This is a genomic window from Methylocapsa sp. S129, from assembly GCF_009765995.1.
Classification (GTDB): Bacteria; Pseudomonadota; Alphaproteobacteria; order Rhizobiales; family Beijerinckiaceae; genus Roseiarcus.
This window is the reverse complement of sequence record NZ_LMUI01000011.1, coordinates 1011204-1024505: the sequence shown is the minus strand read 5'-3', so window position 1 is coordinate 1024505 and position 13302 is coordinate 1011204. Positions and strand designations below refer to the sequence as shown.

The following is a 13302-nucleotide window of genomic DNA, read 5'->3' as shown; positions in this document are numbered from 1 at the left end:
CACTCCCGCCTTGCCAACAAAGCTGGGCGTATTAGATTGGCTTTTGTCTTCGGGCGCTTTCGCTCCCCTTCTTTTGCGCGGTCTTTTCAATGACATTTGTCGATTCTGCTGAACTGCAAGGCCGCAAAAGCGGTCATATCAAGCTGCATGGTCCGGAGGATTTCGCGGCGATGCGCAAGGCTGGCGCGCTGACGGCGGAGGCGCTCGATCTGTTGTGCGAACGGGTTCGTCCTGGCGTCACGACCGCCGCGCTCGACAAATTTGCGTTCGAATTCGCGATGGATCACAAGGCCTATCCGGCGCCGCTCAATTATCGCGGCTATCGGAAATCGATCTGCACGTCGATCAACCACGTTGTCTGTCACGGCATTCCCGACGACAAGCCTTTGCGCGACGGCGATATCCTCAATATCGACGTGACCTTGATCGTCGAGGGCTGGCACGGCGATTCAAGCCGGATGTATGTCGCGGGCGAGGCGCCGCGACGCGCCCAGCGTCTGATCGATGTGACCTATGAATCGTTGATACGCGGCATTGCGGCGGTCAAGCCTGGCGCGACGACGGGCGATATCGGCTTTGCAATCCAGAGTTACGCGGAGCCGGAACGTTGTTCGGTGGTGCGCGATTTCTGCGGCCACGGTCTTGGCCGACTGTTTCACGACGAGCCCAACATTCTGCATTACGGGCGCCCCGGCGAAGGCATTCCGTTGCGCGCCGGCATGTTTTTCACCATCGAGCCGATGATCAATCTGGGCCTGCCGGCCGTCAAAGTGCTCTCCGACGGCTGGACGGCGGTCACGCGGGACCGCTCCTTGTCGGCGCAGTTCGAACATACGGTCGGCGTCACCTCGACCGGGGTCGAGATATTCACCTTGTCGCCGCGTGGCTGGGATCGGCCGCCCTATCCCAAATGAGCGGCGCCGCTCGCGATTCCGAACCGGCCCATTACCTGGGCCATCGCGAGAGATTGCGCACAAGGCTGCGCGAGGCCGGCCCCGAGGCGATCGCCGATTATGAATTGCTCGAACTCGTCCTGTTTCGCGCGATACCGCGCCGCGACGTCAAGCCGCTCGCCAAGGCTTTGATCGCGCGCTTCGGTTCTTTCGCCGAAGCGATCGCCGCGCGGCCCGAGAGACTCGCCGAAATCGAGGGCATGAGCGCGGCCTCGATCAACGAATTCAAAATCCTCGAGGCGGGCGCCAAGCGCTTCGCCAAAGGCGTCGCGAAGAAGCGGTTGCCGCTGGGATCATGGAGCGAAGTGGTCGATTATTGCCGCACGGCGATGGCTTTTGCCGAACGCGAGGAATTCCGCGTCCTGTTTCTCGACAAGCGCAACGGCCTGATCGTCGATGAAGTGCAGGGCGCGGGGACGGTCGATCACACGCCGGTCTATCCGCGCGAATTGGTGCGTCGCGCCCTGGAGCTTGCCGCCACCGCCGTCGTTCTCGTCCATAACCATCCCTCAGGCGACCCAACGCCATCGCAGGCGGACATCAAGATGACGCTGGAGATCATCGCCATCGCTGCGCCGCTTGGAGTCGCCGTCCACGATCATCTCATCATCGGTCGCCACGGTCACGCCTCGCTGCGCGGCTTGAGACTGATCTGAGCGCGGATCAACGCCGCATTGTTGCGGCTTGCTAAGTCCGAAACGACGTCCCTGGATTGGCTGCGCAACCAGGTCTCTGGAATCGTTCCCCTTGTCGTCTGAGCGTTAAATTCATCGGAGAGGAGATCGAAGCGATTGACTCGCAAGTTGTAGGACAATACTATGACACGGCCACATGACAAATACTAAAACAATGACGTCGTGGTCAACGGGAGGAACCTTCAATGAAATTTTGGCAGTTTTGCGCCATCGCCGGCAGCGCGCTATTCGCGGCCTCGGCGCAGCCGGCCGCCGCTGACGACGACACGATCAAAATCGGCGTCGTCGCCGCGCAGACCGGCGCCTTCGTATCGGCGGGCAACACCATCGGCGCGGGCGTCACGCTCGCCGTCAAGGAGATCAATGACGCGGGCGGCGTCAAGATCGGCGGCAAGTCCCGCAAGATCCAGCTCGAGAACCGCGACGACCGCACCGACGTCAATGTCGCTATCGCGGCCGGACGCGAACTCGTCAACGACATCGGCGTCGCCGCACTCTACGGAACCGAATCGCACGACTTTTCGGTGTCGATGACCAAGATCACCGGCCCGGCGAAGGTGCTTCAATTCACCGGCAACAGCTCGCTCGGCGCCATCCTTACAAAGGAATCGGTCGCTCCTGGCGCGCCGCTGCACTACACCTTCCAGAGCGAGCCACCCGAATTCCAGCGCAGCGGCAGCACGGCGCGCGGCGTCCTCAAGCTTCTCGGCAAAGAGATTGGCGCGCCGCTGAAGAACGCAGTCGTGTTCGTCGCCGACGACGCCACCGGCCAGTATCTGTCCGAGCATTACGTCAAGGCGCTCGAGGCGAATGGCCAGCACGTCGACTTGATCAAATATCCGCCCAACACCACCGATTTCACGCCGTTGCTCACGCGCGCCAAGGGTCTGAACCCCGACACGGTTCATTTCTGGTACAATGGCGACGTCACCCTCGTCGCTTTCCCGCAGGCGGTCCAGCTCAAGGTCGCCAAGGGCTACTTCCTGTTCGGCGTCGATCCGGGCGTGTGGGCCGACCGCAAGCTCGTCTCGACGGCGCCGGTCACGCTGAGCTGCGTGCCCATGTGCTGGGGCGCTCCGCCCACGCCGGAGGCCAAGGCTTATTTCGACCGCTATTTTGCCGCCGGCGCGGTTAAGGGCGTTCAGTCGTCCGTCTCGCTCCTCTATTACGATTACATGCACTGGTACGCGAAGGCGATTGAGGAATCGGGCTCGACGGACCCGGACACGGTTGTCGCCCAGATCGAGAAAATGAAATATCAAGGCGTGGTGTCGAAGGCGCCGCTCTATTTCGACAATCGGCACCGCGTCAGCTTCGCCACTGAAGTGTGCCTCGTGAAGCCCAACACGTCGGACCAGTTCGAATGCGCCGTTGAGGAGCCGCCGACCGAGCCGCCGGCCGGTGACAACGGAGGCTGAACTCTCTCCCCTGTCGGCCGGATCGCATGCCTCGATCCGGCCGGCGCAAGTCGCGCAAAACTGTCGCCGTGAATAGCTCCGCCTTCGCCCCAGGGCTTCGCCCGGCAGGAGGCGCCTGCCCCGTCAAGAGACCCGTCGATGGAAATTTTCCTGCAGCAACTCGTCAACAGCTTGTCCGTCGCGAGCGTCATCATTCTTATTGGCATTGGCATCACGCTGATCTTCGGACTGACCGGCATCATCAACTTCGCCCATGGCGAATTCCTGATGATCGGCGGCATGACGACCTGGCTCGTGGTCAGCAACGGCGGCGGCTTCATCATCGGCCTCGTAGCAGCCGTGCTGTTCGTCGGCCTGCTTGGTTTCGTTCTGGAGCGGGGCCTCTTTCGTCTGACGCTCGACCGTCCGATGAATGGATTCATCATCTCTCTCGGGCTGATCGTCGTTTTGCAGCATTTCGTCATTCGCTTCTGGAACTCCTACCAGAAGAGCATCCCCGAACCGCTGAGCGGCGTGTGGGAGATCGGCGGCGTCCAGATCATCGTCATGCGCGCCGTGGTCGTACTCATCACAGCGGTCGTCGTGGCGATCACCTTCTTTGGCATTTCGCGCAGCCGCTATGGTCTCGCGCTGCGCGCCAGCGTCGCCGATCAGGAGACAGCGTCGCTGATGGGAGTTCCGGTTCGGCGTTACATCACCGGCGTCTTCATCTACGGCAGCATGCTGGCTGGTCTGGGTGGCGCGCTGATGATCGCGCTGTTTCCCATCACGCCATTCATCGGCAGCACCATTGTCGTGCGCGGCTTCGCCGTGGCCCTGATCGGCGGCCTGGGCAACGTCGCCGGCGCTGTCGTCGCCGGCCTCGTTCTTGGCCTGATGGATGGGCTCAGCGCCGGCTACGGCCTGCCCGAATGGACGGAGGCTTATTCCTTCGCATTGATGATCCTGATCCTGCTGCTGCGCCCCAACGGCCTGCTCGGCGGCACGGCCGGCCCGCGCGCCGTCTAGAGTCCGGAGTCGATCGTCAGATGAGCAATAGCGAGACCATGGTCGATACCGCGCCCGCCCCCGCGACCCCTGAAAGCGAGGTCAAGGTCGCCGCGGGCGCCCATCTCACCCTGGTCGAACGATTGATCATGCCGACGATCCTCATCGTCGTGCTCTTCGGGCTCCCCTGGTTCCACCCGGGCTACCGGCTTCTCTCGCTCGCCACATCGACGGGCGTCAGCGCCATCGCGCTTTATGGCCTTGCGATCCTCGTCGGCCAGGCGGGCATCATGTCGGTGGGGCATGCCGCGCTGATGGGCGTCGGCGCCTATACCGGAGCCATCCTTTCGCGCGATCTCGGCATGAATCTTTGGACGGCGCTGCCTTTCGCGGCGATCTTCTCGGCGCTCGCAGCGGGCCTCGTTGGGCTTCCCTCGCTCCGCGTCGGCGGCCATCACTTTGTGATCATCACCTTCGCGTTTTGCGGTCTTCTCGCGATCGTCCTGACCAATGGCGGCGCCTTCACGGGCGCCGCTTCGGGCCTCGACATCGGCGCGATCGCGCCGCTGTTCGGCGTCAGCTTCGGCAAGCTGCAGAATGTCTACCTGCTGGTCGCCTTCTTCGTGCTGGCGAGCATCGCGCTCACCTGGTTGGTGATGGTCTCCCGCTATGGCCGCACGCTCCGCTCCATTCGCGAGAACGAAAAGCTCGCATCGGCGCTCGGAATCGATGTCCGTTTCCACAAGATTGTCGCCTTCATGCTCAGCGGGGCCTTCGCCGGGGTCGCCGGCATCCTCCAGGTCTACTTTCTCCAGCACATCTCACCGGAGCTCTTTGGCGCCTTCCCAAGCGTCTATATCGCGCTGATGGTCATGCTCGGCGGTCCGCGCATGCTCTATGGGCCGCTCGCCGGCGCGCTTATCGTCACGTTCCTGCCCGAAGTGCTCAACCTCGATCCGATCGATGCGCGCATCGCCTATGGAATTGGCCTGATCGCCGTCATCCTTCTTCTTCCCGGCGGCGTCATGGCGGGTCTTGCGAGTTTGTATAGGACGCTGCGCAGCAAGGTCGCGCGCGCATGAGCGCTCTCGAGATTTCAGGCCTGCGCAAGACATTCGGCGGCGTCGTTGCGCTTGACGGCGTCGATCTGTCGATCGATCTCGACGAGATTCTCGGCATCGTCGGCCCGAACGGTTCGGGCAAGACGACGCTGTTCAATGTCGTGACCGGAGCCCTGAAGCCGACCGCGGGAAGCGTGCGTTGGCGCGGCGAGAATATCGCCGGGCTGCCGGCTCATCAGATCGCGCGCAAGGGGCTTGTGCGCACCTTTCAGCAGGCGATGTCCTTCCCCGCCCTGTCGGTCCGCGAGAACATCCTCATCGCGCATGAACATGGCGCCGCGTCCGTCAATGGCAAGAGTATGTCGCCTTCCGATATCCTCCATTTCGTTGGCCTCAAGGGGCGCGAGGAGGAGATCGCCGGGTCCATGCCCTTCGGCAATCTGCGTCGCCTGGGCGTCGCCCTGGCGCTGGCCGCACGACCGGCGCTGCTGCTTCTTGACGAGCCCGCCGCGGGCCTCAACGACGGCGAAACCGAGCAACTGGCCGAGATTATCCTGCAATTGCCCGGCCGGGGCATCGGCGTTTGCTTGATCGATCACGACATGAACCTCATCGCTTCGATCTGCCGCCGCCTCGTCGTGCTCAACTTTGGCGTCAAGATCGCCGAAGGGCCCCCCAACAAGGTGCTGAACGACAAGAAGGTGGTGGAAGTCTATCTGGGAGCGCCGACGTGAGCCTGCTCGAGGTTGCAAACGTCGATACCGCCTACGGCGCCGTCGCCGTCAATCGCGACGTGTCGCTGTCGGTGGCCGAAGGTGAAATTGCGACGATCCTCGGACCTAACGGCGCCGGCAAATCGACGCTCATGCGCGCCATCTGCGGGCTGCTCAAGCCAAAGCGCGGCAGGATCATGCTGGACGGCCACGACGTCACGGGCCTCCCGCCGGACCGGCTGGCGAAGCTGGGCGTCGTCATGGTGCCGGAGGGCCGGCGCATCTTTGCGGATCTGACAGTGCGCGAAAATCTCCGCCTTGGCGCCTATTCGCGAGAGGACCAGGGCGAGGTCGAGGCCGATATCGGCCGCATGGAATCCTACTTTTCGATCCTCGCCGACAAGCGGTCGGCCAAGGGCGGCGAACTCAGCGGCGGCCAGCAGCAGATGCTGGCGATCGCGCGCGGCTTGATGGCGCGCCCGCGCCTGCTTCTTCTCGACGAACCCTCGCTGGGCCTTTCGCCCTTGATGGTCCGGGAGGTCCAGTCCGTGATCATCGACGTGCGCAAGAATTTCGGCGCGGCGGTGCTGCTCGTCGAACAGAACGCCGGCCTCGCCCTCTCCGTCGCCGCGCGCGGCTATTTGATGCAATCGGGAAAGATCGTCCTCGCAAGCGCCATCGCCGACCTGCGCGATTCAACCTTGATGCGCGAACTTTATCTGGGCGGGGGCAAGCGTCCGCCAATCAAGAGCCGGGATGTTGAGACGCTTTGAGAAGCGCCGCCTCGCGGCGGCGCTATCGTTGACCCCATCAAGGCCGCTTCCTGTGTTTGAGGCGGCGTCGATGCGCGATTGCCGCGCACGAGATCGGAGGCCTTTTCTCCGATCATGATGACGGCGGCGTTTGTGTTCGACGAGATCAGGCGAGGCATGACGGAACTGTCGCACACCCGCAGCCCATCGATAGCGCGCACGCGCAATTGCGGGTCGACCACCGCGCTTTCGTCCATTCCCATCCGGCATGTGCCGACCGGATGATAGGCCGAGCGGGCGGCCTGCCGGGCGAACGCCTGATAGTCCGCCTCGCTGCGCATATTGTCGCCGGGAATATGCTCGCGCGCGATAAAACGGGCGAAAGCGCTTTGCGCCATGATCTCTCGACATATTTTGACGCCATCGATCGCGCGGGCGAGATCGTAGGGCTCGGCGAAAGCATTGGGGTCGATCACGGGCGCGGTCGACGGATCGGCCGATTGCAAGGTCACCGAGCCCCGCGAGCGCGGACGCAAATGATAAGAATTCAGCGTGCATCCGTTGCCGCCTGGAACCGTGCCGATGCCTTTCTCGACCCCTGCCCCGGGCAGGAAATGGAACTGCAGATCGGGCGTCGTCTCCGAGCGATCGCCCCACCAGAAAGCGCCGCCCTCGACGAGATTGGAGGCGACGGGCCCCTTGCCGAACATCTTGTATTCGAGCCCGGCCAGCAATTTCCAATGCGGCTTCTTGTATTTGTCGTAGCTGTAAGGGCCGGTGAGTTCGTAAACGGTGTCGATATCCATGTGGTCCTGCAGGTTCTGGCCCACGCCGGGCAGATCCTGGACGACCGCGATTCCATGCTCGCGCAGATGCGCCGCCGGGCCGATGCCCGACAGCATCAGCAATTTCGGCGAGCCGATCGCGCCCGAACAGACAAGAACTTCGCGGTCCGCGCGCAGCAGCGCGCGGCGTCCGTTCTCGACGATTTCAACGCCGATGGCGCGGCCTTTCTCGACGACGATCCGGGTGGTCGTCACGCCGGTGCGCACCGACAGGTTGGGGCGCCCAAACGCGGGCTTCAAATAACCGGTCGCGGCGCTGCAGCGCCGGCCGTGGCGGGTCGTGATCTGGTAGATCCCGGCGCCCGCCTGGCCTGCGCCGTTAAAATCCGAATTGAACGGCAGACCAGCCTGCTGCGCCGCCTGAACGAAGACGCGCGTCAGAGGATGCGGGCTGGGCGAAGTCACGCCGAGCGGCCCGCCATTGCCATGGAAAGGCCCCGACAGCAGGTCATTGTCTTCCGACCGTTTGAAATAAGGTAACACATCCTGGAACGACCAACCCGCGCAGCCTTCGTCACGCGCCCAGCCGTCGTAATCCTCGCGGCAGCCGCGCGTGAACACTTGCGCATTGATCGAGCTGCCGCCGCCCAGAACCCGCCCCTGCGGATAGACCATGCTGCGCCCGTCGATCTCCCGGCCAGGCTTTGTTTCGTAACCCCACACGAGCGGACCGCTCGTCATTTTGAAGAAGCCGACCGGCATATGAATATAAGGATCGGTATCGCGGGGCCCAGCCTCCAGCAGGAGCACGGAAACGTCGCGATCCTCGCTGAGGCGGGCCGCCATCACGCAGCCCGCGGAGCCGCCCCCGACGATGATGTAATCGGGCATTGTTCCTCCCCGGAGACAGCCTGTCGGTCGCGAACGGCGCCGCGCGTCAGCTTGAATGAAGCCTGAAACGTTCGTTCAGACTCACATCTCTCTTGTGCCTCGTCAATTGCTATCATATGCTAATCCGGTTGAAGGGTTGTAGGACCAATTTTATTGAATGCGCGACGCCTTTCAAAAAAGACGCCTCAAAAAAACGACCCCCGGATGGAAACCAAAACTCAAGGAAAGGTCATACGATGATGGAACGCTTTTCGATGCCCGGCGCGGGCGCGCTGACCCGCCGCTCTCTCCTCGGCGGCGCCGCGGGCGGCCTCGCCGCTATGGCTCTGCCGCGCAGGGCGCGGGCGGCCGGCGACAAGCCCTTGCTCGTCACCTCGATCCGCTCGCTCTCCAATCCCTATCACGCCGTGTGGAAAACCGGCGCGGAAGCCTTCGCCAAATCCGTAGGCGCGGAACATGTCACCGTCGTATCGGAGGGCAATAGCGAAAAAGGCATCGCCGATATCAAGGCCCTGCTGTCCAAGAGCGGCGGTCACATGGTGTTGAACTCCGACCCTAACGACACGCCCGACGCGCGGCCGATCGTCGAATCCTGCTTCAAGGCGGGGGCTTATGTCGTCACGCAATGGAACAAGCCCAGCGATCTCCACCCCGAGAGCTTTAACCCCTATTACATCTCCCATATTGAATTTGACGGCATCAAGAGCGGCTCGGCCATTACGGAAGCCCTGATCAAGGCGATCGGCGGTTCGGGCGGCATCGTGGCGTTGGGCGGCATGATCTCAACAACGGCCGCCATCGAGCGCAAGAAGGGTCTGGATCAAACGCTGGCCGCTCATCCCAACATCCAGTTGCTCGATTTCCAGGTCGCCAATTGGAAGGCGACGGAAGCCTACGACCTCACAAGCAGCCTGCTCACCCGTTTCGGCGACAAGATCAAAGGCATCTGGGCCGCCAATGACGACATGGGCAGCGGCGCGCTGGAAGCCTTGCGCGCCGAAGGGCTCGCGGGGAAAGTGCCGGTCGTCGGCATCGACGGCATCAAGGCCGCCGTCGATGCAGTACGCAAGGGCGAATTTGCCGCGACCATCACGTCCGATCCGTTTTGGCAGGGCGGGATGGGGCTGTCGATCGGTTACCACGCCGCGATGAAGGCGTTCGACCCGACCAAGGAGCCGCACGAACATCGCGAGTTCTACGGTCAGACCACGACGATCGCCAAGGACAACGTCGAGCAATATTTCAAGACCAACGTGGACTCGCAGCCGACCTACGATTGGAACGACTTGTGGGGACGCGTCGTCGGCCCGATCCGGGCGAGCTGACGACGCTCTCGCTCCTGCTTCGAAACGGCGTATCATCGCCCGTTTCGGTTGAGCCGCCACCGCAATCCCCTCCCGTTGCGGTGGCGGCCGTCAATTTCGTGATCCAGGCGGCCAATGACCCTGCATTCCGAACAGGCGGAATTTCCGCCTCAATCACGCAACGCGGTCGGCGCGCCGCGTCGGCCGTCCCTTGCCGCCTGGAAAACGACAGCGGCGCGGCGGATGCGCGCCTTCGCGCCGGTCTTCGTTCTCGTCGCGCTCTGCATCCTGATCGCGATCGCCAATCCTAATTTCATCGAATTGCGCAATTTGATCCGCATCGCCAATGCGGCCGCCGTGCCGTTGACGCTGGCGATGGGAACGACGTTCGTCATTCTGATGGGCAGCATCGACTTATCCGCCGAAGGCGCCGTGGCGATCGCCGCGACGACTTTGGTCTTGCTCGCCGCCAATGATTCCAACGCCAGCAATTTTGGCTGGTGGGCCGTGCTCGCGGCGGTATGCGCGAGCGGCTTCATGGGTTTCTTGAGCGGAAACATCCAGACCGGCCTCAGAATCCCGTCCTTCATGGCGACCCTTGGCGTGTGGTTCATCGGGCTCGGCGTCTCCACTTATCTGCTCGGCGGCTCCGCGGTGCGCCTGATGGACCCCGCCTTGCGCGGCCTTGCGCTGACCCGCTTCCTGGAGCTCCCGCTTTCGGTCTGGATTGCTTTGGCGGCGCTGGCCGTGGCGATTTTCATTCAATATTTCACGCGCCTCGGCTTGCATATTGTGGCGATCGGCGGCGGCGAGGATCTGGCGGAATTGTCAGGCGTCAATCCCAGACGCGTGCGCATCGCCGCCTTCACGATCGCCGGCCTCTTCTACGGCGTGGCGGGCGTTCTGGCCGCCGCGCAGCTCGGCCAATCCAATTCAGTGATCGGCGACGGGCGCTTGTTCGCCGCGATCACGGCGGTAGTCGTCGGCGGCACCGCGCTGACCGGAGGCGAGGGCGGCGTCATCAATACGCTGGTAGGCGTTCTCATCGTGACGGTGCTCGGCAACGGCATGGTGCTGCTCGGCATCTCCCCTTATATCCAGCAAACCGTGCAGGGCCTGATGATCATCGCCGCCGTCGCGTCGTCGCTCGACCGCCTTCGCCTCAAGATCGTGAAGTAAGCGCGCCATGCTCGCAGCCCAGTCCATATCCAAATCCTTCACCGGCGTGCAGGCCTTGCGCGACGTCAGCGTCACGATTGGCGGTAACGAAGTCGTCGGCCTCATTGGCGAAAACGGCGCCGGCAAGTCCACTCTGATGCGCATCTTGTCGGGCACGCAATCGCCCGACAGCGGAACGCTGACGCTCGACGGCAAGCCGCTGCGCCTGCGCTCGGCGCGCGACGCCGCGCGCAACGGCATCGGCATGGTGTTTCAGGAACAATCTCTGCTGCTCAACCTGACGGTGGCCGAGAACATCTATCTTGGCCAGGAGGGCGAGTTCACACGTTTTGGGTTGGTGAACTGGCGCGCCATGCGCAAGGCCGCTCTGCGTCAGCTCGGCAAGATCGGCGTCGACATCGATGTTACGGCGCGCACCGCCGATCTGAGTTTCGCGGCGCGGCAAATGGTGGAGCTCGCCAAAGCCTTGACGTTGGAGGACAGCACGAATTGCCCGCTGACCATCCTGCTCGACGAACCGACCTCGGTTCTCGCGCGCGCCGACATCGACATTCTGTTCACGCGCGTGCGGTCGCTGAAAGCGCGGGCGAGTTTCGTATTCGTATCGCACCGTCTCGATGAAGTGTTGCAAGTCAGCGACCGCGTCTATGTCATGAAAGACGGGCTAATCGTCGGAGAATACCGCGCCGATAAAGTCACAGCGCCGCAGCTTCATGAAATTATGGTCGGACGAGGCCTGCATTCCGGCTATTACAAAGAAGCGCAGCAGACGCCGCCGCGTCCGGCCGTGCTTTTGGAAGCGGCGGGCCTTGGCGTCTCGGGCGCGTTTCGAAATGTCGATTTCAGCATCCGCGAGGGCGAAGTCGTCGGCATCGCCGGGGTCGTCGGCTCGGGACGCGAGGAATTGACGCGTTCGCTCGGCGGGTTCCTGCCGCAAACCAGCGGCTCCCTGAAAATCAACGGCAATGCCGTGCGGCTGGCCAGTCCCGAACAGGCCGTCAAGCTGGGCGTCGGCACCGTTCCGCGCGAGCGCAGGACCGAGGGCCTGGTGATGTTCCTGTCGATCGCGTCAAACATCACCTTGGCCAATCTCGGCTCGGTGATGGCGAACGGAATCATCGACCATCGCCGCGAACGAAGCGTTGCGAAGGAATGGCTGAAGCGTCTGCGCATCAAGGCGCCCAATGTCGATGTCGCCTGTCGCAAGCTCAGCGGCGGCAACCAGCAGAAAGTCGTTCTGGCGCGCTGGATGACTGCGGGATCTCGCATTCTCATTCTCGATCACCCGACTCGCGGCCTCGATGTCGGCGCCAAGGAGGAGGTTTACGAGCTTGTGCGCGAACTGTCCGCGCAAGGCGTCGCCATTTTGCTGCTGTCCGACACGCTGGAGGAGACGATCGGCCTGTCGCATCAGGTGTTGACGATGCGCGACGGGGAAATCACCGCGCGCTTCGAAGCCGCGGCTGGCCAAAAGCCAGCGCAGGTGGATCTGCTGCGCGCCATGGTCTGATTGAGCTGCCCGAGATTGGAAAGAAGGTTTCGATGACCGCTTTATCGCAGCTTCGTGATTTGCCGGGCGTCTCATCGGGCGCGCTGCGCAATCTTGCGCCGCCGGCGCTGCTGGTCTTTCTGGTCGGCTTTATCGCGCTCTTCGTGCCGAGCTTTCTCTCCGTTCAGACGCTGACAATGGTGTTGGCCGATACCGCCGTCCTGTTCATCCTGGCGACGGGAGAGACGTTCGTTATTCTTTTGGGCGGCGTCGACCTCTCGATTCAGGCCTTGGCGTCTCTCGCGAGCGTGATCGTCGCTCAGCTTCTGCCCTCGCTTGGCCTCGGCGCATTTCCGGTCGCCATCGCGACCGGATTGGTGTTTGGAATCGCCAGCGGCATTGTTCACGTCGGCCTTCGCGTGCCCTCTTTTGTCGCGACGCTGGCGTCCGGGGGTGTTGTCGCCGGTCTGGCGCTTCTCGCCGCGCACGGCCGAGCCATCACGATCGAAGAGAGCGGACGCGGCTATACCGAATGGATCAACGCAACCACATGGGGCGTGCCGAACGTCGTCGCCATCGCCGTGCTGGTCGGCGTCGCCGGCTTTTTCATCCTTCGCTACACGCGTTTCGGACGCTTTAGCGTCGCTGTAGGCGCTGGCGAACCTGCCGCCTTGGCGGCGGGGGTCAATGTCAACCGCACCAAGATTACCGGTTTCGCCATTTCCGGGACGCTGGCGGCGCTGGCGGGCGTCATTCTCGCCGCGCGTCTTTCGAGCGGTTCGCCAAGCCTCGCCAACCAGCTTCTGCTTCCAGCGATCGCCGCGGTGATCGTCGGAGGCACCGCCATCACCGGGGGGCTCGGCAATGTCGGGCGCACCGCAATCGGCGCCCTCATCATTTCCGTCGTGCGGATCGGCATGACCTTTGTCGGAGTCAATATCTTTGCTGAAAACATCGTATTCGGCGCGATGTTGATCGCGGCCGTCGCCATCACCATCGACCGCAGCAAGATTGCGATCATCAAATGAGCGATCGAAACAGAAATCCTCCGCACGGGCGCCGCCACCTGCGAGCG

The 13302-nt window shown here is 62.9% G+C and carries 12 protein-coding genes; 11 read left to right on the top strand and 1 reads right to left on the bottom strand.

What is annotated here, in order from left to right; translation table 11 throughout:
• Positions 1-89 precede the first annotated feature (89 nt).
• The 7 genes from map to GSQ90_RS07235 all read left to right on the top strand — a co-directional run bounded on the left by map (position 90) and on the right by GSQ90_RS07235 (position 6600).
• Positions 90-914 (top strand): type I methionyl aminopeptidase, encoded by an 825-nt coding sequence (map, locus tag GSQ90_RS07265; protein WP_158814083.1) that lies wholly within the window; start codon positions 90-92, stop codon positions 912-914.
• The gene (radC, locus tag GSQ90_RS07260) at positions 911-1609 is read left to right on the top strand and encodes a DNA repair protein RadC (protein ID WP_158814082.1); all 699 of its coding nucleotides are present in this window, start codon (positions 911-913) and stop codon (positions 1607-1609) included. Before map ends, radC begins: the two co-directional genes overlap by 4 nt.
• A 224-nt stretch (positions 1610-1833) precedes the next feature.
• Complete coding sequence (locus GSQ90_RS07255) at positions 1834-3066, top strand: ABC transporter substrate-binding protein (RefSeq protein ID WP_158814081.1); 1233 nt, start codon at positions 1834-1836, stop codon at positions 3064-3066.
• 138 nt (positions 3067-3204) lie between these two features.
• Entirely contained in the window at positions 3205-4074 is an 870-nt protein-coding gene (locus GSQ90_RS07250) for a branched-chain amino acid ABC transporter permease (RefSeq protein ID WP_158814080.1), read from the top strand.
• Between the two features lie 20 nt (positions 4075-4094).
• Entirely contained in the window at positions 4095-5135 is a 1041-nt protein-coding gene (locus GSQ90_RS07245; protein WP_246731442.1) for a branched-chain amino acid ABC transporter permease, read from the top strand.
• On the top strand, positions 5132-5848 hold the full coding sequence (locus GSQ90_RS07240) for an ABC transporter ATP-binding protein (RefSeq protein ID WP_158814079.1): 717 nt from the start codon (positions 5132-5134) through the stop codon (positions 5846-5848). The genes GSQ90_RS07245 and GSQ90_RS07240 overlap by 4 nt, the downstream gene beginning before the upstream one ends.
• Positions 5845-6600 carry an ABC transporter ATP-binding protein gene (locus GSQ90_RS07235; RefSeq protein WP_158814078.1) on the top strand — a complete coding sequence of 252 codons (756 nt, stop codon included), beginning with the start codon at positions 5845-5847 and terminating at the stop codon, positions 6598-6600. Before GSQ90_RS07240 ends, GSQ90_RS07235 begins: the two co-directional genes overlap by 4 nt.
• Here GSQ90_RS07235 and GSQ90_RS07230 read toward each other — a convergent pair.
• The gene (locus GSQ90_RS07230; RefSeq protein WP_158814077.1) at positions 6543-8255 is read right to left on the bottom strand and encodes a GMC family oxidoreductase; all 1713 of its coding nucleotides are present in this window, start codon (positions 8253-8255) and stop codon (positions 6543-6545) included. The two genes, GSQ90_RS07235 and GSQ90_RS07230, sit on opposite strands and share 58 nt — an antisense overlap.
• A 236-nt stretch (positions 8256-8491) precedes the next feature.
• Between GSQ90_RS07230 and GSQ90_RS07225 the strand changes: the two genes are divergently transcribed.
• From GSQ90_RS07225 to GSQ90_RS07210, 4 genes are all read left to right on the top strand, one after another.
• The gene (locus GSQ90_RS07225; RefSeq protein ID WP_246731441.1) at positions 8492-9580 is read left to right on the top strand and encodes a sugar ABC transporter substrate-binding protein; all 1089 of its coding nucleotides are present in this window, start codon (positions 8492-8494) and stop codon (positions 9578-9580) included.
• Positions 9581-9694: 114 nt separating this feature from the next.
• On the top strand, positions 9695-10738 hold the full coding sequence (locus tag GSQ90_RS07220; protein WP_158814076.1) for an ABC transporter permease: 1044 nt from the start codon (positions 9695-9697) through the stop codon (positions 10736-10738).
• Between the two features lie 7 nt (positions 10739-10745).
• A complete protein-coding gene (locus GSQ90_RS07215; protein ID WP_158814075.1) occupies positions 10746-12248 on the top strand; it encodes a sugar ABC transporter ATP-binding protein in 1503 nt (500 codons plus the stop codon).
• Between the two features lie 32 nt (positions 12249-12280).
• Positions 12281-13255, top strand: a complete 975-nt coding sequence (locus tag GSQ90_RS07210; protein ID WP_158814074.1) for an ABC transporter permease — start codon at positions 12281-12283, stop codon at positions 13253-13255.
• The last annotated feature ends 47 nt before the right edge of the window (positions 13256-13302 follow it).